Annotated in this window: 20 protein-coding genes; 13 read left to right on the top strand and 7 right to left on the bottom strand. The window is 68.6% G+C overall.

Features of this window, described 5'->3' with window-relative positions:
• Positions 1 to 131: 131 nt before the first annotated feature.
• Positions 132 to 1,736, top strand: a complete 1,605-nt coding sequence (locus tag ACFVWR_RS06905; RefSeq protein WP_387209413.1) for an ABC-F family ATP-binding cassette domain-containing protein — start codon at positions 132 to 134, stop codon at positions 1,734 to 1,736.
• Between the two features lie 17 nt (positions 1,737 to 1,753).
• Here ACFVWR_RS06905 and ACFVWR_RS06900 read toward each other — a convergent pair whose 3' ends face one another.
• On the bottom strand, positions 1,754 to 2,296 hold the full coding sequence (locus ACFVWR_RS06900) for a CGNR zinc finger domain-containing protein (RefSeq protein ID WP_387209411.1): 543 nt from the start codon (positions 2,294 to 2,296) through the stop codon (positions 1,754 to 1,756).
• 145 nt (positions 2,297 to 2,441) lie between these two features.
• On the opposite strand from ACFVWR_RS06900, the gene ACFVWR_RS06895 reads away from it, so the two are divergent.
• From ACFVWR_RS06895 to ACFVWR_RS06885, 3 genes are all read left to right on the top strand, one after another.
• The gene (locus ACFVWR_RS06895) at positions 2,442 to 2,870 is read left to right on the top strand and encodes a hypothetical protein (protein ID WP_387209409.1); all 429 of its coding nucleotides are present in this window, start codon (positions 2,442 to 2,444) and stop codon (positions 2,868 to 2,870) included.
• Between the two features lie 13 nt (positions 2,871 to 2,883).
• The gene (locus ACFVWR_RS06890) at positions 2,884 to 3,351 is read left to right on the top strand and encodes a hypothetical protein (RefSeq protein WP_387209407.1); all 468 of its coding nucleotides are present in this window, start codon (positions 2,884 to 2,886) and stop codon (positions 3,349 to 3,351) included.
• 74 nt (positions 3,352 to 3,425) lie between these two features.
• Positions 3,426 to 4,256, top strand: a complete 831-nt coding sequence (locus ACFVWR_RS06885; protein WP_387209405.1) for a hypothetical protein — start codon at positions 3,426 to 3,428, stop codon at positions 4,254 to 4,256.
• 3 nt (positions 4,257 to 4,259) lie between these two features.
• Here ACFVWR_RS06885 and ACFVWR_RS06880 read toward each other — a convergent pair whose 3' ends face one another.
• Positions 4,260 to 5,144, bottom strand: coding sequence for a helix-turn-helix transcriptional regulator (locus ACFVWR_RS06880; protein WP_387209403.1), 885 nt, complete (start codon positions 5,142 to 5,144; stop codon positions 4,260 to 4,262).
• Positions 5,145 to 5,334: 190 nt separating this feature from the next.
• Here ACFVWR_RS06880 and ACFVWR_RS06875 point away from each other — a divergent pair, with 190 nt between their 5' ends.
• Positions 5,335 to 6,708, top strand: a complete 1,374-nt coding sequence (locus ACFVWR_RS06875) for an MFS transporter (RefSeq protein WP_387209559.1) — start codon at positions 5,335 to 5,337, stop codon at positions 6,706 to 6,708.
• On the opposite strand, the gene ACFVWR_RS06870 is transcribed toward ACFVWR_RS06875, so the two are convergent.
• Entirely contained in the window at positions 6,631 to 7,842 is a 1,212-nt protein-coding gene (locus tag ACFVWR_RS06870; protein WP_387209401.1) for an MFS transporter, read from the bottom strand. The two genes, ACFVWR_RS06875 and ACFVWR_RS06870, sit on opposite strands and share 78 nt — an antisense overlap.
• 80 nt (positions 7,843 to 7,922) lie before the next feature.
• Positions 7,923 to 8,381 (bottom strand): RrF2 family transcriptional regulator, encoded by a 459-nt coding sequence (locus ACFVWR_RS06865; protein WP_387209399.1) that lies wholly within the window; start codon positions 8,379 to 8,381, stop codon positions 7,923 to 7,925.
• Positions 8,382 to 8,485: 104 nt separating this feature from the next.
• On the opposite strand from ACFVWR_RS06865, the gene ACFVWR_RS06860 reads away from it, so the two are divergent.
• A complete protein-coding gene (locus tag ACFVWR_RS06860; RefSeq protein ID WP_387209397.1) occupies positions 8,486 to 9,427 on the top strand; it encodes a MerR family transcriptional regulator in 942 nt (313 codons plus the stop codon).
• Positions 9,428 to 9,432: 5 nt separating this feature from the next.
• Here the strand turns inward: ACFVWR_RS06860 and ACFVWR_RS06855 are convergent, their stop codons facing one another.
• Positions 9,433 to 10,371 (bottom strand): NADP-dependent oxidoreductase, encoded by a 939-nt coding sequence (locus tag ACFVWR_RS06855; protein ID WP_387209395.1) that lies wholly within the window; start codon positions 10,369 to 10,371, stop codon positions 9,433 to 9,435.
• Positions 10,372 to 10,512: 141 nt separating this feature from the next.
• Here ACFVWR_RS06855 and ACFVWR_RS06850 point away from each other — a divergent pair, with 141 nt between their 5' ends.
• The 6 genes from ACFVWR_RS06850 (at position 10,513) to ACFVWR_RS06825 (ending at position 14,920) form a co-directional block, all read left to right on the top strand.
• Entirely contained in the window at positions 10,513 to 11,013 is a 501-nt protein-coding gene (locus ACFVWR_RS06850; protein ID WP_387209393.1) for a MarR family winged helix-turn-helix transcriptional regulator, read from the top strand.
• 44 nt (positions 11,014 to 11,057) lie between these two features.
• Positions 11,058 to 11,528 (top strand): hypothetical protein, encoded by a 471-nt coding sequence (locus tag ACFVWR_RS06845; protein WP_387209391.1) that lies wholly within the window; start codon positions 11,058 to 11,060, stop codon positions 11,526 to 11,528.
• Positions 11,525 to 12,754 (top strand): NRAMP family divalent metal transporter, encoded by a 1,230-nt coding sequence (locus tag ACFVWR_RS06840; protein ID WP_387209389.1) that lies wholly within the window; start codon positions 11,525 to 11,527, stop codon positions 12,752 to 12,754. Before ACFVWR_RS06845 ends, ACFVWR_RS06840 begins: the two co-directional genes overlap by 4 nt.
• Positions 12,751 to 13,155, top strand: coding sequence for a hypothetical protein (locus tag ACFVWR_RS06835; RefSeq protein WP_387209387.1), 405 nt, complete (start codon positions 12,751 to 12,753; stop codon positions 13,153 to 13,155). Before ACFVWR_RS06840 ends, ACFVWR_RS06835 begins: the two co-directional genes overlap by 4 nt.
• Positions 13,142 to 13,483: a PRC-barrel domain-containing protein gene (locus ACFVWR_RS06830; protein ID WP_387209385.1), complete on the top strand. Its 342-nt coding sequence runs from the start codon at positions 13,142 to 13,144 to the stop codon at positions 13,481 to 13,483. Before ACFVWR_RS06835 ends, ACFVWR_RS06830 begins: the two co-directional genes overlap by 14 nt.
• 93 nt (positions 13,484 to 13,576) lie before the next feature.
• Entirely contained in the window at positions 13,577 to 14,920 is a 1,344-nt protein-coding gene (locus tag ACFVWR_RS06825) for an FAD-binding oxidoreductase (RefSeq protein ID WP_387209383.1), read from the top strand.
• 8 nt (positions 14,921 to 14,928) lie between these two features.
• Here ACFVWR_RS06825 and ACFVWR_RS06820 read toward each other — a convergent pair whose 3' ends face one another.
• The gene (locus ACFVWR_RS06820) at positions 14,929 to 15,615 is read right to left on the bottom strand and encodes a hypothetical protein (RefSeq protein WP_387209381.1); all 687 of its coding nucleotides are present in this window, start codon (positions 15,613 to 15,615) and stop codon (positions 14,929 to 14,931) included.
• Positions 15,616 to 15,707: 92 nt separating this feature from the next.
• On the bottom strand, positions 15,708 to 16,304 hold the full coding sequence (locus tag ACFVWR_RS06815) for a dihydrofolate reductase family protein (RefSeq protein ID WP_387209379.1): 597 nt from the start codon (positions 16,302 to 16,304) through the stop codon (positions 15,708 to 15,710).
• Positions 16,305 to 16,443: 139 nt separating this feature from the next.
• Here ACFVWR_RS06815 and ACFVWR_RS06810 point away from each other — a divergent pair, with 139 nt between their 5' ends.
• Positions 16,444 to 18,708, top strand: a complete 2,265-nt coding sequence (locus ACFVWR_RS06810; RefSeq protein WP_387209377.1) for an FUSC family protein — start codon at positions 16,444 to 16,446, stop codon at positions 18,706 to 18,708.
• Positions 18,709 to 18,726 lie beyond the last annotated feature (18 nt).

Genomic DNA, 18,726 nt, shown 5'->3' with positions numbered 1-18,726 from the left:
GGTATGGTGTTGCGGTGCTGACCGACGAGATCGACAGAGTCTAGCCACCGGTCATCGGTGGCCTCCTTGAGCTGCCACCGCGCGACCGGACCTAGCCCTGTCTGTCCGTTCTCTCTCGTCGAGGTTTTCACATGTCTACTGGCACATCCAGCATCGTTCTCTCCAACGTATCTTTCGTCTGGCCGAACGGCCGCACGGCTCTCTCAGACCTCTCGGGGTCGTTCACAACAGGCCGCACCGGCCTGGTCGGCAGCAATGGCGCCGGAAAATCCACGCTGCTCCGTCTCATCGCGGGTGAGTTGGTTCCCTCCTCGGGATCCATCTCCACCTCGGGAGACGTCGGCTACCTCCGCCAATCCCTCACCTGGCACGACTCCACGACCGTGGCCGCCCTCCTCGGCGTGGAACGGGTGATCGACGCGATCCGGGCCGTCGAAGCGGGAGACGTGTCGGAGGAGCACTTCGACACCATCGGCGACGACTGGGACATCGAGTCGCGAGCCGACGAGCAGTTGCGATCGATCGGCTTCTCCGCAGCCGACCTCGACCGCCCGGTGCAGACGCTCTCCGGCGGCGAGGTGATGCTCATCGCGATCTCCGGGCTCCGAGTGCGCCGCCTTCCGATCACACTCCTGGACGAACCGACGAACAACCTGGATCGACCGACGAAGGACTCGTTGGCCCGGATGCTGGACGACTGGCCCGGGACGCTCGTGGTCGTCAGTCACGACCTCGCTCTCCTCGAACGGATGGACCAGACGGCCGAGCTCTACGGGGGCAGGCTCAGCACGTTCGGCGGGCCTTACAGCGAGTGGAAAGCCGCGCTCGACAAGCAGCAGGCCGATGCCGCACAGGCCGCCTCGGCCGCGCAGCACGCCGTCAAGGTCGAGCAGCGACAGCGGGCGGAAGCGGAGAGCCGACTCGCCAAACGGGCCAAGAATGCGAAGACCGCGAACGAGAACAAGAAGGGCTCGAAGATCCTGATGAACGGCCTCGCATCGCGCGCTGAAACATCCGCGGGCAAGCTGCGCTCGGGTCTTGACGACCGGTTGGATGCCGCAAAATCCGCGCGCGAGCAGGCCGCTGCCCGCGTCCGCCCCGATCAGCGGATCAGTCTGCAGCTGCCCGACCCGGATGTCCCGGCGAGCCGGCGCATCGCAGACCTTCGCGGGACCAACCGCACCTACCTTCTCCAGGGCCCGGAGCGGGTGGCGGTCGTCGGCGCCAACGGGGTCGGCAAGACGACCTTGCTCGAAGCACTGCTGCAGCGCCGCGACCGGGGGCCGGAGCACGCCGGCGGTGTGCTCCACACCGACCGGGTCGGCTACCTCACCCAGCGCCTCGACGGCGTGGACGAGAGCGTAGGTGCGTTGGAGAACGTGCGCGCCGTGGCCACGGATGTGCCCGACTCCTTGATCCGCAACCGGCTCGGCCGCCTGCTCATCAAAGGCGACGACGTCGAGCGTCCGGTCGCGACGCTGAGCGGAGGCGAACGCTTCCGGGTGCTCCTCGCCCGTCAGCTGCTGGCCGAACCGCCGGCGCAACTCCTCGTGCTCGACGAGCCCACCAACAACCTCGACGTCGCCTCCGTGACCCAGCTTGTCGACGCGCTGGCCGACTTCAAGGGAGCGCTGCTCGTGGTGAGCCACGACGACCGGTTCCTGGCCCGTCTAGGACTGACCCTGACGCTCGAGCTCACGGCCGACGGCCGACTGCTCGAAGTGCCGACGCCGTGAGTCGACGGCGTTCCGCGTCAGGACTGCTTCTGCCTGGCCCGGAACGCCGTCGCCTTCATGCGGTTGCCGCAGGTCTTCATCGAGCACCATTCGCGGCGGTGTCCGCGCGAGTGGTCGAGGTAGACCTGCGTGCACTCGGGTCGGGCGCACTCGCGAAGAACGCCCCCTTCGGGCCCGCCGACGATCTCGACGGTCTGGCGAGCAAGCTGCGCCAGACCTTCGGAGACGCGTGCGGCGCGAGTGACGGTTCCTGACGCGCTCAACTGCAGGGTGATCGGACGACCGTCCGCGTGAGCGTTGACGACGCGGACGGCATCTTCCGGCAGCGGCTCCTCGTGCATGCGCGCGAACACCAGCTGATAGATCGACTCCCGCACCTCCACCGCCACCTGCAGTTCTCCTGGAGTGGCCTCGGGCGACTGCTCCATCATGCCGGCCTCGATGAACCAGGCGTCGAGTGCTTCTGGGGATGCGAGCTTCTCTGTGGGCGCTGCGTTGCGGCGCGCGCGACGGGTCCCGACGAAGTCGAGAGCGGATGTGCCACAGGGAAAAGCGTGCATGTAACCATGCTAAGTGGTGACACTCGCGGGCCGCAAGCTCAATTAGTCGTGACCTACGCGTCAAAATAACCTGTTTGACAAGTTATGAACGATCTGCCACGGTATAACCATTCAGAACAGTTACCCAACGAAATGAGGACTCCGAATGACCACCGTCAAGCTCAGCATCCACTCCGCTTCCACTCCGGCGGAGGTGATGAGAACCCTCACCGATTTCAGCCCCGCCCGCCCCGCGGCCTGGCCGAGCATCGACGCCGAGCACTTCGTCGTCCATGAGCGCGGCGCATCCTGGGCGGAGGTCACCGAGGGCACCGCGTCAGCGTGGGAACGCGCTCGCTACGACTGGAACGACGACGCGGGTCGCGTGACCGTCACCACGCACGAGTCCAAAGTCTTCGGCCCCGGCGGTGGCTGGACCTTCCAGCTCACGCCCGAGCCCGAAGGCACCCGCGTCGACATCGAACTCACCCGCACCCCGAGCACACTCGGCCAGCGTCTGCTCGCAGCGCTCCTGCCCCTGGTCGGCCCCGCCTCCTTCCGCAAGTCCTTCCGCCAACCGTTGAACGCCAAGTAGAGAGCGGCGCATCGTGAACCTTCTCAATCGCATCCTGGGCCGAAAGCTCGATCTGCCCACCGACCTCGTGCCGGCCGGCACGACGCACGCAGACCTCGACGCCGTCCGCCGGTATGAGCGGCTGCTTCGATCGTCGTCGCCCTCCGCGATCGAGGCCGTGCATGTCGAGGCTTTCGAGCGGCTCACACCGGCCCAGCTCGACCTCCTTTTCGAACGGTTCGCGGCCGACGCCGGTACCGACGATGAGCCGCCCGTCGACGCCACCCCGCGAAGCCTCGCGCGGGCGGCTGCTCGCTCCGAGAAGCGGCGCCCCGGCACCCTCCGTCGCATCCTCGGAGAACCAGGGGACCCGCTCACACAGACCTTGATCGGCTACAGCATCCTCGACACCGTGGCAGACGTAGCCATCACCTCCGCCCTGTGGGCCGGCTTCGACAACGGCGCCGGCTTCGGCGGCTGGTTCGACGGCGATCTGTGGTGACGCGACGCACCGCGACGCCGTAACGGCCAGCGTAGGAAGCAGGCGGGTGGGGCCGCCTTGGTAAGGTACGAGCCATGACTCATCGGGGGGTTGGCCGCGTCGCCGCGGCCCTGGTCGCAGCGAGCGTGGTCGGAGCGATGACCGGATGCGCACTGCTCGCCCCGCCGCCGCACCCGACCGCGTCACCGGCGGCAGCGGCGGCGGCCGACCCGGCGCCGATCGAGCAGCAACTCCCGACCCTGCTGGTCGCCGGCCAGACGATCGGCACGGGCGAGCTGAGCGTCGTCGACCATGAACCGATCGGGGATCCCGCCACCGAGCATCCGCTGACCGGGGCCGTGCGCATCGTGGTCGCTTCGAACGGGCGCATCGAGGTGCGCATCCGCCCCGAGAGTCCCGCCGCTGCCGACTTGGCCGGGATCGACTTGATGATGACCGGCAAGCGGCACGACGGCCGCCCGGAGAACATTCAGGACGAGAGCCGCTTCTCCCTGATCTCGGCCGCCGACCGCACCGAGCCGGATGGCGAGCTCGTCTTGCCGCTGATGGTCGATCTGCCGTCGTTCGGCGACCCGTCGTTTCTGCACTCGATCGAGGAGACTCCCGGCGGGGATGCGCGGGTGATGGCTGCCGCGGCGATCACGTGGACGCTCCCTTCCGCGTTCCCCGGCCTCAAGCCGGCGGACGGCGGTGCGGTGCCGAACGCGAAGGGGAGGGCGATCAGCGACGGCGGCACGCTCGCGTACTACATCCCCAACCCGAACGACACCATCTTCGCGGTCTCGCGCCGCTTCGGCCTGACCGAGACCCAGCTGGTCTGGCTGAATCCCGAACTCCTCATCGGCTCTCCCGAGCCCGAACTGAAGTACGGAATCGGCGTCAACCTCGACCCCGGCCGCCGCTGAGCGTCACCCCAGGCGCGCGGCAGTCGAGTCGACGTCGGCGACATCAACCTCGCGACCCAAGAGCTGTATCGCCTCCTCCGCGGGCGAACCGGGCTCCGGCGTGAACATCAGCAGGCGGTGCATCGACTCATCGGGCGGCGTGAGAACCTCGAAGGCCAACTCGAAGTCGCCGACCTCGGGGTGACGGAACTGCTTGACGCCCGACACGCACGCAGCGACCGGATGCTGTGCCCAGAGCTTGCCGAACTCCGGGCTTTTGAGACTCAGCTCGCCGACGAGCGCCACCAGTTCTGGGTCGTCGGGATTCTTCGCCGCGAGAACGCGCAGCGACGAGACCGCGCGCTCCGCCTCCTCCGACCAGCGTCCGTACAGTTCACGCGTGTGACCGTCGAGGAAGATCATGCGGGTCGTGTTCGGCCGGTCGTGGGGGCGCGTCGGGCTGTCGACGTCGAGGTGGCCCGCGACGAGCCGGTGCCCGAGCGTGTTCCAGCCGAGCACTTCGCTGCGCCGCCCGATGATGACGGCCGGGGTGCCGAGGAGCGAGTTGATGAGCCGGAGCGTTCCCGGTCGGGCGTGATCGGGCCTCACCTGAGCCTTGCGCCGCACCGAGCGCTGCGGCCGGGCCAGATCGAAGAGGTGGGCGCGCTCATCCGCGGTCAGATTCAGGGCGCGAGCGATGGAGTCGATGACGGCCTCGGATGCGTTGACGCTGAGACCCTGCTCGAGGCGCGTGTAGTACGTCGCGCTCACTCCGGCGAGCATCGCGAGTTCTTCGCGGCGTAGCCCGGGAACACGGCGAACGCCGTACCCCACCACTCCGACATCCCCAGGCTGCAGCGCGGCGCGACGGATGCGGAGAAACTCTCCCAGCTCACTCGGACTCGTCATCCCCCCATTCTGGTCTTCAGCGCTCGGACCTGCCTATCCCTGTCATGGGTAGGCACGAGCGGGTGTGGTTGCGGCCCGGTCACGACGACATCGTTGGTGGGGTCAACACACACAAGGGAGGCTCCACATGAGCACGAACGCAGCAGCGGCAGCGGTCGCCGACACACAGCCGAGGGGGAACGCACCGGCGATGTCACGCCGGCAGCGGATGGCCCTGATCGTGCTGCTGACGGCGAGCTTCACGCTCGCCGTCGACTTCTCCATCCTCAACGTCGCCCTCCCGACGATCGGCGCCGACGTCGGGTTCGCCATCGAGAACCTGCAGTGGATCGCCACCGCGTTCGCGCTCTGCTCCGCCGGCTTCACGCTGCTGATGGGTCGCGTCGCCGACCTCGCCGGGCGCCGGAGGATGTTCGTGATCGGCATGGCCCTGCTCGGCGCCGGCTCGCTCGCTGGCGGCCTCGCCACGACCCCCGAACTCCTCTTGATCGCGCGCGTCGCGCAAGGCTTCGCGACAGCCACCGTCGTGCCCGCCGCGCTCGCCCTTCTCTTGAGCGCCTTCCCCGAGGGGCGCGCACGCGATAAGGCTCTGGGGCTGAACGGCTCTCTCATGGCCGCCGGCTTCACGACCGGAGCCATTCTCGGCGGCCTGCTCACCGACCTGCTCTCCTGGCGCTGGGCGTTTCTCATCAACGTGCCCATCGCGGTGGGCGTGCTGATCGTCGCACCGTTGGTGCTGAAGGAGAGCCGGGCGAGCTCGAGAACGAAGTTGGATATCCCCGGCGCATTCACCGTGACACTGGGGCTGCTCGCTCTCGTGTTCGGGCTCACGTCAGCAGCGGAAGGCTCTTGGACGAATCCGAACACGCTGGCGTCGTTCGCTGCGGCGGGCATACTGCTCGTGTCGTTCGTGCTGATCGAGCGACGGGCCGCGTTCCCGCTCGTGCCACTGAGCATCCTCGCGCGGTCGAACGTCTCGTGGGGAAACGTTGCCGGGCTTCTCGCCTTCGCGACCGAGACGTCCCTCGTGTTCCTGCTGACCCTGTACCTGCAGAAGGTGCTCGGCTACACGCCGCTCGCGGCGGGTCTGTCGTTCGCCGTGCTGGGCGCCGGCACCGTCATCGGCGGGCTGATCGGCCCCAAGCTCATCGCTCGGATCGGAAACAAGGCGGCGATCGTCGTCGGTTTCGTCGCGCAAGGCGCAGCGACACTACCGCTTGTGCTCCTGTCGCAAGCGCCGGGGTCGATCTGGCTTCTCCTCGTCGCCACGTTCGTCGGCGGCGTCGCCAACCTGGTCGTCATCGTCGCCTTCATGGTGACCGCCACGTCGGGTCTGGGCAGTGACGAGCAAGGGCTGGCCACCGGGCTCACGACCATGAGCCAGCAGGTCGGCATCACCCTGGGAACGCCCGTCATGAGCGCGGTCTTCACGGCGGTCGTCGTCGGCAGCGGCGCACCGCTCGCCGAGTCGGTGCTCTCCGGCGTGTCAGCGGCCATCTGGGTGAACGGCGGTTTGTGCATCGCCGCCGCGATCGCCATCGCGCTCTTCCTGCGCCGGCGTTAGCGACAGCACGATGTTCCACACCAGCGCCGCCAGGGCGCCTGCCGCCCCGACCCAGCACAGAACGGCGGGGCCGGCACAGAGAAGGGCCCCGCCCAGAGCGTTGCCGACGGCGATGCCGATGTAGAGGGCGGATGCGTTCGTGCCGATGGTCACCAGTCCGCTCGTCGGCGCGGCGGCGAGCAGCCGGTGTTGCTGGGGTGGGGTCTGCATCCAGCTCGCCGCCCCCCAGACCGCGGCCGCGACCATCCCGATGATGGCCGGCGGCCTACTCGCGAAGACCAGGAACGCGACCGCCATCAGCACATACGCGATCGTCAGGGTGCGGTTGCCCCCGATCCTGTCGGTGAGGCTCCCGCTGGTGAGCGACCCCGCAACCGCGCCGATGCCGTACGCGGTCAAGACGCCGATGAGCCATCCGCTCTCTCCCGGGGGAAGCAGGGTGGCGATGTACGTGTACGGGACGTAGGCAGACGCCATCCCCAGGGAGGTGAGCAGCAGGATGGCCACGATGCGCGGCTGCCGCAGCGGTGCGAGACGTTCTGCCAGGCGCTGGCGACGACCGGGGGCAGGGTTCGGCGCGGTCAGGTGAATCAGGATCGCCGCCACGACAGCGAGGGCGGCGACACCGACGAGAGCGCTGCGCCAGTTGGCGACACTCGCCAGAGCGCTGCCGAGCGGAACGCCGACCGCAGTGGCGACCGTCAGCCCCGCGACGACCAGCGCCAGAGCGCGCCCGCGACGCTCCTCCCCCGACACCCGCGCAGCCAACACGCCCGCTGCGGGAGTCACGATCGAGGCAGCGAGCGCGGCGAACACCCGGCCCGCGAGAAACAGGGCGAAGCCCCCGCTTACGGCGCAGAGGATGTTCGCCAGGGCCAGCATCACCAAGGCGACCGTGATGATCGCACGGGGGCGGAGCGGGCTGGTCGACGCGGCGAGTATCGGCGCGCCCAAGGCGTACGCCACCGCGAACACGGTCACCGACAGCCCCGCCGTTCCCGTCGACACTGCCATATCGCCGGCCAACGCCGGCAGAAACCCCGCGACGATCCAGGCGTCGGTTCCGACCGCGATCGTCGCGGCGAGAAGCGGAAGCAATCGGGGCCACCAGAGGCCGGAATTATCGATAGTCATTGTCCAGAATCCTTCGATGATCGTGGGCGGTCAGGGGAGATCTCGGGCGTTGGTGCGGGGTCTTGCGAAGAGCGCGAAAGCTATACCAAGGCGGCGACGGTGCGGTCGCGCACACCCGAGCCGGTCTGGTCGGCGACGTCGGCGACGCTCTCGGCCATCAGCGCCCGGCGATAGGTCAGCTCGGCGCGATGCATCGCGTGCGCGATGGCGCACGGGCCCGAGCGCGAACCGAGAGTGCCGGATCGGCCGTCGAGGCGGATCTCCTCGCACTGGAAGGCCGCCTCTCGCCCCTCCACCGCCGACACGACGTCCATCAGGGAGATCGATTCTGCAGCCCGGGCGAGAGTGAACCCGCCCGCTTGACCTCGCGCCGCGTGTGCCACGCCGTCGGACACCAGCGCCCGAAGGGTCTTCTGCAGGTACGCCGGCGGGAGGGCGAAGAACTCGGCGAGCTGCGCCGACGTCACGGGGCGGCCATCCAGCCAGTGCATCACCACACAGCAATGCAGCGCGGCCTCGACCCCCTTGCTCATTCTCATAGTGGACACTATATGTCCACTGCACCGGGCTCGAAAAGGCACCGGAGGCACAGAATTGACCCTGCCCCACAGGGCAGGGTTTAGGTTCGGTTCGGGAGGTTGTCATGCGGATCGGTGAATTGGCTCGGCACGCGGGTGTGACGCCCAAGGCCGTGCGGTACTACGAAGAGCTCGGCCTCTTGGAGCCTCGCCGGTCGGCGAACGGCTATCGCGAGTACGACGAGAGCCACCTGCGCGCCGTCAAAGAGATCCGCGGTCTCGCGGCCACCGGGATCAGCGCGCGAAAGGCGACGCCGTTCATCGAGTGCCTGTCGCAGGGTCATGATCACGGCGACGACTGCGTGTCGTCGCTGGCCGCGTACCGCGACAGCATCGAGGACATCGACCGGATCATCGCGACCCTCCAAGCCCGCCGGGCGCTCCTGGTTCAACGGCTCGACGAGAGCGCATCCCGAACCTTCCCCCAGGAGACGACGATGACCGACTACACCACCCTGCCGAAAGGCCTCCCGGTGCCGGAGGACGACGGCGCGGCCGCGCACCTGGCCGGCCTGGCGGTTCCGCCCCTCTCGTTCGTGGCGTCGGATGGGCGCAGCGTCGACCTCTCCCAGCTCGGTGAGGGGCGAGCGATCGTCTACCTGTATCCGCTCACAGGACGCCCCGGTGTGGATCTTCCGGAGGGCTGGGACTCCATTCCCGGCGCCCGCGGATGCTCGACCGAGGCATGCGGTTTTCGCGATCACTTCGACCAACTCTCGGCCGAGGGCGTCACGGCCGTGTTCGGGCTGTCGAGCCAGGACACGGCCTACCAGGCGGAGGTGGCCGACCGCCTCCGCCTGCCGTTCGCGATGCTCTCCGACCAAGGCTTCCGGCTCGGTGACGGCCTCAACCTGCCGACGTTCGCGGCGGAAGGCCACGACCGGCTGTACAGCCGGCTCACCCTGGTGATCCGTGACGGCCGGGTCGAGCACGTCTTCTACCCGATCTTTCCCCCGAACACGCACGCCCAGCAGGTGCTCGGCTGGCTGCGCGAGAACCCGGCGTGACGTAGTCACTCGGCGTCGGGGACGGCGACGACCTTTCCGCGCAGCTCGCCCACGGCCGCCTTGGCGTGGATCGCGGGCAGCTCGCTCAGCGGGATGCGCTGGGCGACGTCGACGGTGAGCTCTCCACTGTCGACCAGCTGCACCAGCCGGGCGAGCTGGTCGGCGTCGGCTCGAACGAAGACACCGGCGGTTCGCACCCCGCGGCTCTCATCCCCGGGCGTTGCCATCCACGCGGTCGTCGACACGACGATCCCGCCATCGCGAACGAGAGCGACGAGAGACACGAATTCCTCGGTGCTCAGGGGCGCGAGGTTCAGCAACACATCCACGGGCTCGGTCACCGAATCGAGAACGTCGGAACTCGTGTGGTCGATGATCTCGTCGGCGCCGGCGGCAGCAACCGCGTCACGGCTGCGCGGGCTCGCGGTGGCGATGACGTGCGCGCCGGCCCGCTTCGCGAGCTGCACGGCGTACGCACCGACCGCTCCTCCGGCACCGGCGATCAGCAGACGCTGACCCGCCTGGAGTTCGGCCAGCTCGAAGAGCGCCTGCCACGCAGTGAGCCCGACCGACGGGAGCGCCGCCGCGTCGGCGAGGTCGATGCTCGACGGCGCCTGGGCGATGACCGCCGCCGGCGCGACGACATACTCTGCTCCGGAGCCGTTCTCGCCCATGGGCAGGAACCCGACGACCGCGTCACCGACCTCGAAGCCGGTCACTCCGTCGCCGACGGCGTCGATCGTTCCCGAGACGTCGTAGCCCGGCACATGCGGCAGGGTCACCGGGAACGGAAGGGTGCCGCCGCGGATGCCCGCGTCGGCGGGGTTGAACGCGGAGCCCGCCACGCGAATGAGCACCTGACCCTCGCCGGCGACGGGCTGATCGGCCTCTTCGTAGCGGAGAACCTCAGGGGTGCCGAACTGGTGAAAACGTACTGCCTTCATGATCTTCTTCTCTCTCTTGTTGCATCGAGTACTGCGTCAAGTGGGTCATTGCTTCGAATCCGAAGCAATTACCAGGACTGTAGCACTGCTTCAAGTTCGTAGCAACTGCTTTGACTTCGTAGCAACCGATAGGATGTGGACATGGCCGATTCCCCGCGCGCTCTCGACCCCACAGAGCTGGGTGCGTACTTCGCGCTCATCGAGGTGAGCAGCCTGCTGCGGCACTCGGTCGAGCAGCAGTTGCGGGAGGCCGGCGACCTCAGCTACGTGCAGTTCCAGTTGCTGGCCACCCTCGGCGATTCCCCGGGTGGCAGCTGCCGCATGACCGACCTCGCCGACGGCGTGGTCTACAGCAGGAGCGGACTCACCTACCAGGCGCAGACGCTCGAGCAGCGGGGCCTGGTCACGCGCGCGCAAGCGGTCGACGACGAACGGGCCACGACCGTGACGATCACCGAGAAGGGCAGGGATGCCCTCGCGACCGTGTTCCCCGGACACATCGCGGTGCTCGACGAACTGCTGTACGAACCCCTGACGCGAGGCGACGTCGAGGTTCTCGCCGACGTTCTGGGTCGCGTTCGCGACCACATGCGTTCGGCCCCGCCGCGCTCCGCAGCGCCGCGCCGCCGCAAGACAGCCTGACCGCAGACTCCCCAGAAGCGCTTCCCGGGGATACAGTGCGGGTCGTGCGAATACGAGAAGACGGCCGGCACCGGCACCGGCACCGGCGGCTCCTCTCGGCCCCGGTCGCTGCTGCGCTCATCATCCTGGGATTCACCGGCTGCACGAGCCCGACCTCGTCGCTACTGCAGGCGGCGACCGACGCGCGTTCGGCGGTGAGTTCCGCCCAGCTCGCCGTGTCGCAGCAGAAATCCGACCGCACGTTCGTCACGACCACGTCGACGGCGCTCGGGGATGCGATCACCGAGCTGGGCTCGGCGGAGCAGTCCGCGACAGAGGTCGCGCCGTCGACTCCAGCGGAGACGGCCGCGCAGAAGCGCACTCTCAGGGAGATACGGACGGCGACCGACGCTGTTCTTGCCGCTCAGCGAGTGGTGTTGACCGACGCAGGCTCCGCCCTGCCGGCGCTTCGCGCATCCACCTCCGACCTGACGAAGCTCGCCGACGACCTGCAGAAGGCTGAGGCGAAGAAGTGAAGCGCCTGCTCGGTGTGATGCTCGGCGTCCTCACCGCGATCGGCGGATTCCTGGACATCGGAGACCTCGTCACGAACGCCGTCGTCGGTTCGCGGTTCGGGATGTCCCTGGCCTGGGTGGTGCTGGTTGGCGTCGGCGGAATCTGCCTGTTCGCCCAGATGTCCGGCCGGGTCGCGGCCGTGAGCGGGCGGGCCACGTTCGAGATCATCCGCGAGCGCCTCGGGCCTCGCACCGGCCTCGCGAATCTGACCGCGTCGTTTCTCATCAACCTGCTCACGCTGACAGCCGAAGTGGGCGGTATCGCGCTGTCGCTCCAGCTGGCGAGCAGCATCGAGCCGACGCTCTGGATCCCGGTCGCCGCCTTCGCGGTGTGGCTGGTCGTCTGGCGTGCGAAGTTCTCGCTGCTCGAGAACGTCACCGGCCTGCTCGGGCTCACCCTCATCGTCTTCGCCGTGGCCGTCTTCCTGCTGCACCCGAACTGGGCCGTGCTCGCCGGGCAGGCGATCGCACCGCACGTTCCCGCCACCGAACACGGCGCGACGTACTGGTACTACGCGATCGCGCTGTTCGGCGCCGCGATGACGCCCTACGAGGTGTTCTTCTTCTCCAGCGGCGGCGTGGAGGAGAAGTGGACGAAGAAGGACATCGGCCAATCGCGCATCAACGTGATGGTCGGCTTCCCCCTCGGCGGCGTGCTCTCCCTCGCCATTGCCGCGTGCGCCACGATCGTGCTGCTTCCGCGCGGGATCAATGTGACGTCACTGGCGCAGGTGGCCCTGCCGGTCGCCGAGGCCGGGGGGAAGCTCGCCCTGGCCTTCGTGATCGTCGGCATGGTCGCCGCGACGTTCGGTGCCGCCCTGGAGACCACGCTCTCCAGCGGTTACACGCTGGCCCAGTTCTTCGGATGGTCGTGGGGCAAGTTCCGCCGCCCGGTGCAGGCGGCGCGCTTCCACATCACGATGATCATCGCCCTCCTGATCGGTGTCGCAGTTCTCGCAACCGGCGTCGACCCCGTGGCGGTCACGGAATTCTCCGTGGTGTTCTCGGCGATCGCTCTCCCCTTGACCTATCTGCCGATCCTCGTCGTCGCCAACGACAAGCAATACATGGGCGACTCCGTCAACGGCCGGGTGACCAACGTCTTCGCCATGATCTATCTGGCGATCATCCTGGTCGCCTCGATCGCCGCCATCCCCCTGATGATCGTGACAGGAATGGGCGCATGAACGACATCCAGAAGCAACCTCCGCCCACCTACGCCGGCCGCGTGCTCGACGCGGAGCTCCATCTGCTCGACCGGCAGATCCTCGACCGCGACGACGTTCCCGTCGTCACGGTCGACGACCTGGAGCTCAGCGACATCCCGTACGACGAGCCGATCGAGGCGGGCACCGCGCCGCCCGTGATCACCAACCTGGTCAGCGGCTCCGCCCTCTGGACCCGGATGTTTGGTGGGCGCCCTCCGCGCTCGCGACTGCACCGCATCCCCTGGTCGGATGTGCAGCGGGTCGACATCGTGGTCTCGCTCGGGGTGCCGGGCGAGCACCTCGACGTGACGTGGCCCGAGCGATGGGTGCGAGACCACATCGTTGCCCGCATCCCGGGAGGCCGTCATGATCCTGAGTGACCTGATGCAGACCCCGGTCTACGACCCGGACGGAACCCAGGTCGGTCGGGTGATCGACGCACGGTTCGTCATCGACGGCGCACCCCGGCAGCTGCTCGCGGATGCACGCCTCGACGGATTCATCGTCAGCGCGCATTCGGGTTCCTCCTTTCTCGGCTACGAACGCAACGATGAAACGTCGCCGTGGCTCATCGCCCGATTTCTGCGGTGGCGCCATCGCGGCGCGTTCCTGGTGCGGTGGGATGACATCGAGCGCCTGTCGCCCTCGGCGATCAGGCTGAGAGCCGGCTACCGCCGCTACGACCCCGCGCTCGCGAGCACGAAGTAGCCCGGTTTCGTCGCATCCTGTCACATCTTCCACGCGAGGAACGTCTCCTTGTCGACCCCGTCATCCGCCGGGCGACTACGCGAAGGAGAAACCATGCCCGAATCCCTCGACCTCCTGCGTCGGGAGTTCACCGGCAGCATCGCCCAGCCCGGTGACCCGGAGTACGAAACGGCCCGACGCACGGCGATCGCCACCGGCGCCCCGACCGCCGTGCTCCGCCCCGCCGACGTCGCCGATGTGCAGCGTGCGGTCACGTTCAGCGCCGGGTCAGGGCTGCCGCTCGCCGTCCGCGGCGGCGGACATTCGTTCGCGGGCCTCGGCACCGTGGATGCCGGGATCGTCATCGATCTCGCCGCCCTGAACGCGGTCGACGTCGGTGACGACGGCGTCGTGAGGGTCGGCGGCGGAGCCACTTGGGGCGCCGTCGCGGCCGCGCTCGCCCCGCGCGGCCTCGTTCTCTCTTCCGGCGATACGGCGAGCGTCGGTGTCGGCGGTCTCACGCTCTCCGGTGGGATCGGCTGGATGGTGCGGCGGCACGGACTCGCGCTCGACAGCCTGCTCGCTGTCGAGGTGGTCACCGCCGACGGGGCGGTCGTGCCGGCGGATCGCGAGCGGCATCCCGATCTCTTCTGGGCGGTGCGTGGCGGCGGTGGCGCTTTCGGCGTCGTCACCCGGTTCGACTTCCAGGCCCATCCCGGAGGTGACCTGTGGTTCGGCACGATCACCTTCCCCGCGTCGGAGGCCGCCGCAGTGCTCGCGGGTTGGGCGGAGCACATGCGCACCGCGCCCGACGAGCTCAGCTCGACGGTCAAACTGGCGAATCCGTTCACCGGTGGGGCCGAAGCGCCCGTCGAGCTGGTCGTCGCGTTCGACGGCGACGAGACGGCGGCGACGGCGGCAATCGATCCCCTGCGCCGTCTCGGCACCGTGTTGTCTGACGGCGTCGCCCGATGCGCATACTCCGACATCCTCGAACCCGGCGCCGTTCTCCCTCCGGGGCTGCGGCTCGCTGTTCGCAATGCGTTCGTCGAACAGGCCAGTGCCCCTGCCACGCTCGCGTTGCTCGCCGACATCGCGGCGGAGCAGCAGCCGGCAGTGATCACCATCCACGCACTCGGTGGCGCTTTCGCGCGTGTTCCAGCGGACTCGACGGCGTTCGTGCATCGCGCGGCAGCGCTCATGGTCACCACCTTCGCCGGCGGTCCGGATGCGGTGATGGACCGAGCGGAGCCCGCGCTTGCCGGGCTGTGGAAACGGATCGCGCCACTGACCTCCGGGGCCTACGCGAACTTCCTCTCAACAGCCACGGCCGCGGACGCTGCCGCCGTGTACCCGGCCGACACGGCTTCGCGACTCGCCACCGTCAAGGCCATGTACGATCCACACGATCTCTTCGCTCGCACCCGCGAGCGAATCGCGACCACCCCTTCGCTGTGAGCGCCTACCTAGTAGCCGAGCATGCCGAAGCGGGTGAACGCGGTGGTCACAGTGGCCAGTTCTTCCGGGCTCTCGCACTGGCCGCTCAGGTAGGTGGTCTGGCCGATGGAGGAGAAGACGCGCGCCCACACCACCATGCCGAAGTCGGGCGCGGTGCCCGTGGCCGAGAGCATGTCGACCACCGGGTCTCCTGGCTTGATCGGACCGGACATCCCGTAGCGAAGGCTGACATCGGTGACACTGCTTTCGACGACCGGATACACGTCACCGTAGAGCGCCTTGAGGGCGTTGACGGTCGAAGCCCGATCGTCTCCCGGAACGATGGTGACGCCACTCACCGAACCCTGGAAGAAGGAGATCTCGCAACTCGTCGTGGTCGACTTGTAAGCCCATTTCCCTCCGTTCCAATCGGTGCGTTCGGGGATCTCGGCCCACCCGGCGTCATTCATGAGCGGGTTCATGAAGGTGGCGAAGTATCCGCCGCCGGCATCGCCGACCATCTTGAGGCCGCTCTTCCACGTGAGACCGTCTTCGAGCGGGCCGACGCTGGGACTGGGGGACGCGCTCCGCGTCGGTGTCGCCGTGTGCGAGGCCGCCGCCGCCTTGACGGGCGTCGACCCCGCGCATCCGGCGAGGGCGACGACGGTCGCTGCCCCCAGCGTGAGGGCCGCGACCGTTTTACTGAAATTCTTCATCTGACACACACTACATATGATGTGCCAGGTGCGGCAATCAGGTCGGCCGGGGCGAGACGCTGCGGGTCTTCCGCGGGAGCGCGGAAGCTCGTTCAGGCGTACTCGGGCCGACCACCCACGCGGTAGGTGAGGGCGACGATGCCCGTGCCGAACACCCGGGAGTCGGCCAGGTCGAGCGCGAAGTCCAGACCCTGGTGGGGAAAGAAGCGTTCGCCCTCTCCGACGATCACCGGGAACTGGACGAGGTTCAGCTCATCCACCAGCTCGTTCTCGAGCAGCCACCGCGCGAGCGCCGCGCTGCCCACCACGAGCAGCTCGCCGCCGGGCTGTTCCTTGAGTTTGCGCACCTGGGTGGCGACATCGCCGGAGACGACCGTCGTGCCTTCCCAGGCCGGGTCGGTCACGGTGGTGGAGACCAGATACTTCGGCTTCGAGCTGATGGCCTCGCCGAATCCGCCATCGTCGTTGCGCGCACCCCAGTACGTCTCGAACAGCGCGAACGTTTTGCGGCCGAGCAGAAGCGCGTCGGGTCGCCGCCACGTGTCGAGGATGTACTGAACTGCTTCACCGTCGTTGAGGGGGAGAGCCCATCCGCCCCGGGTGAAACCCGGGTCCATCTCTTCGTTGTTGCCGCCGTTGGCCTGGGCGACCCCGTCGAGGGTGACCTGCAGGCTGATAGTCAGTTTCATGGCGGGAGCCTATTACCAGCGTTCTCGGCGCGGCTAGAGCAGGCGAGCCGCTTTCGGCGCCGGAGCGGTAGTCTTCCGCCAGAACCGGTTCGCCGTTCCCGTCGCGGTGGGCCCGGCAGGCGACGTGGGAGGGGGGCGGATGCGGCTCAAAGCCTGGTACTTGCGACACGATCCGCAGTTCGCGGCCCTGCGCCGAGCCACACGCACGGCCATTGTCATGCCGCTGCTCTTCGCGTTCGCCTTCTTCGTCATCGGTGACCCGGCGGTTGCGACGTTCTCGGCGTTCGGCTCGTTCGCGATGCTGATGCTCGTCGATTTCGGCGGACCGATGCGCGAGCGCCTCCAAGCGCAGGTCGGCTTGGCCCTCACCGGCGCGGTATTCGTGTGTCTCGGGACACTGGTGTCGAAACCGGTGTGGCTCGCGGTGCCCGCGATGGCGGCCGTGGCGTTCCTGGTGCTGTTCGCCGGCACGATCAGTTCCGTGCTGGCGTCGGCGAGCACGTCCCTGCTGCTGGCGTTCATCCTTCCCGTGACACTTCCCGGAACGGTCGACTCCATCGCGCCGAGACTGCTGGGCTGGGGGATGGCCGCGGCCGTCAGCATCGCGGCCATCGCCATCCTGTGGCCGGCACCGGTGCGCGAGCCTCTGCGCGCCCCGGCGACGGACGCCTGCCGCGCGCTCGCGCGCAGGCTGCGGGCCGACGTCGCCTTCTTCGGCGGGAACGGCAGGCCGAACCTGACGGACGCACGGGCGCAAGCGGTCGCCGAGGCGGATGAGGCGGTGGCCTCCCTCCAATCTGTCTTTCTCGGGTCGCCGTATCGCCCGACCGGGCTGAGCACGTCAGCGCGAACAGTGGTTCGGCTGGTCGACGAGCTGAACTGGCTGAACGCCCGGATCTCGCAGTCCGCGTCATCCGTCGCCGTCGGCGCGTCTTCTCTCCCGCATGTTCACGAGTCGGCCATGACGGTGAAATCCGTCGCGGCCGACGTTCTCGACCGCGGCGCAGATCTCCTGGCGCGACCCGGGGGCGACCCGGAAGCGCTGGAACGGGAGATGGCCCGGCTGGCGGCGGCGCGCGTCGCAGCCGAAGCGACGGCGATGGCGGCTCCCGTGCTGCCGGGGCGCGAGGCCGGGGGCGACGCCGACCCCATCGGCGGTCTCGTCTCGGCCCTCGATCCCGGCTTTCGCGCCCAGGAGATCAGTCAGTCCGTCGACCAGGTGGCCCGAAACATCGCACTCACCGCCAGGGCCGAGAGGCGCACGTGGTGGCAGCGGGTTCTCGGGCGACAGCCAGGGGATGGTGAGGTGCCCGGGCCCCTCACGGCCGCCGAACAGCGGGCGAGCGGTTACTTCACGTGGCATTCCGGGTGGCTTCAGAACAGCATCCGGGGCGCGGCGGCACTCGCGATCGCCGTGCTGCTGGCAGACATCACCGGGGTGCAGCACTCGTTCTGGGTCGTGCTCGGAACGTTGTCGGTTCTCCGCTCGAACGCCTTGAGCACCGGACAGACCGCACTGCGCGGGGTGGTCGGCACGGCGGTGGGCGTCGTGGTCGGCGCTCTGCTGCTCTTCGCGATCGGCACGAACACGGTCGCCCTCTGGGTGCTGCTGCCGTTCGCCATCCTCCTCGCGGGGGTGGCCCCGGCCGCGATCTCATTCGCGGCGGGGCAGGCCGCGTTCACGATCACCCTGGTACTGCTCTTCAACATCATCGTTCCGACCGGCTGGAGCGTGGGGCTGCTCCGAATAGAAGACATCGCGATCGGCTGCGGGGTGAGTCTGCTCGTCGGCGTGCTGTTCTGGCCGCGCGGCGCGACGGCGGCGCTCCGCCGCGCTCTGGCCGACGCGTACAGCGAAGGGCTCCACTATCTCAACGCCGCGGTCCGTTATGGCCTCGACAGGTGCGAAGCCGTGGCCCCCAAGGCCGCGCGACCGAGCCCGGAGTCATTGCGCGCGGCCGCAGCCTCCCGTCGACTCGACGACACGTTCCGCACCTATCTCTCAGAGCGCGGCACCAAGCGCATCCCCCTGGCACAGGTCACCGCCGCGGTCATCGGCGTCGCCGGTGTGCGGCTCGCGAGTGACGCGATCGTCGACGTGTGGAACGGGCAGGATGCGGTGACCGGCGACCTCGCCGGCACCCGCGACGCCCTGGAGTTGCTGGTGGAGCGTCTCGACCACTGGTACCGCGACTTCGGGAGCGACCTGCTGGAGGGCGCCGCTCCGCCCGAGCCCCTGCCGCCCGACGCCGCGCTCGAGCAGCGCCTGGCCCAAGCGGTGGCCACCGAACACGACGCGAGCGGCGACCCGTTGACCGCGGCCACCGCCATCCGGATCGTCTGGACGGCCGACTACCTCGACGTCGTGCGGCGGCTCCAAGGGGCGATCGTGGCCGCGGCGTAACATTCGGCCGCAGCCAGG

Source organism: Leifsonia sp. NPDC058292, from assembly GCF_042880955.1.
Taxonomy (GTDB): domain Bacteria; phylum Actinomycetota; class Actinomycetes; order Actinomycetales; family Microbacteriaceae; genus Leifsonia.
This window is presented reverse-complemented; position numbering and strand designations above follow the sequence as displayed.

Excerpts from the sequence above, each read along its gene's own strand:
- ACFVWR_RS06870 (WP_387209401.1), bottom strand. The coding sequence starts at position 7,842 with ATGACTATCGATAATTCCGGCCTCTGGTGGCCCCGATTGCTTCCGCTT.
- ACFVWR_RS06830 (WP_387209385.1), top strand. The coding sequence starts at position 13,142 with ATGATCCTGAGTGACCTGATGCAGACCCCGGTCTACGACCCGGACGGA.
- ACFVWR_RS06820 (WP_387209381.1), bottom strand. The coding sequence starts at position 15,615 with ATGAAGAATTTCAGTAAAACGGTCGCGGCCCTCACGCTGGGGGCAGCG.
- ACFVWR_RS06900 (WP_387209411.1), bottom strand. The coding sequence starts at position 2,296 with ATGCACGCTTTTCCCTGTGGCACATCCGCTCTCGACTTCGTCGGGACC.
- ACFVWR_RS06880 (WP_387209403.1), bottom strand. The coding sequence starts at position 5,144 with ATGACGAGTCCGAGTGAGCTGGGAGAGTTTCTCCGCATCCGTCGCGCC.
- ACFVWR_RS06810 (WP_387209377.1), top strand. The coding sequence starts at position 16,444 with ATGCGGCTCAAAGCCTGGTACTTGCGACACGATCCGCAGTTCGCGGCC.
- ACFVWR_RS06905 (WP_387209413.1), top strand. The coding sequence starts at position 132 with ATGTCTACTGGCACATCCAGCATCGTTCTCTCCAACGTATCTTTCGTC.
- ACFVWR_RS06850 (WP_387209393.1), top strand. The coding sequence starts at position 10,513 with ATGGCCGATTCCCCGCGCGCTCTCGACCCCACAGAGCTGGGTGCGTAC.
- ACFVWR_RS06865 (WP_387209399.1), bottom strand. The coding sequence starts at position 8,381 with ATGAGAATGAGCAAGGGGGTCGAGGCCGCGCTGCATTGCTGTGTGGTG.
- ACFVWR_RS06835 (WP_387209387.1), top strand. The coding sequence starts at position 12,751 with ATGAACGACATCCAGAAGCAACCTCCGCCCACCTACGCCGGCCGCGTG.
- ACFVWR_RS06815 (WP_387209379.1), bottom strand. The coding sequence starts at position 16,304 with ATGAAACTGACTATCAGCCTGCAGGTCACCCTCGACGGGGTCGCCCAG.
- ACFVWR_RS06825 (WP_387209383.1), top strand. The coding sequence starts at position 13,577 with ATGCCCGAATCCCTCGACCTCCTGCGTCGGGAGTTCACCGGCAGCATC.
- ACFVWR_RS06895 (WP_387209409.1), top strand. The coding sequence starts at position 2,442 with ATGACCACCGTCAAGCTCAGCATCCACTCCGCTTCCACTCCGGCGGAG.
- ACFVWR_RS06855 (WP_387209395.1), bottom strand. The coding sequence starts at position 10,371 with ATGAAGGCAGTACGTTTTCACCAGTTCGGCACCCCTGAGGTTCTCCGC.
- ACFVWR_RS06860 (WP_387209397.1), top strand. The coding sequence starts at position 8,486 with ATGCGGATCGGTGAATTGGCTCGGCACGCGGGTGTGACGCCCAAGGCC.
- ACFVWR_RS06885 (WP_387209405.1), top strand. The coding sequence starts at position 3,426 with ATGACTCATCGGGGGGTTGGCCGCGTCGCCGCGGCCCTGGTCGCAGCG.
- ACFVWR_RS06875 (WP_387209559.1), top strand. The coding sequence starts at position 5,335 with ATGTCACGCCGGCAGCGGATGGCCCTGATCGTGCTGCTGACGGCGAGC.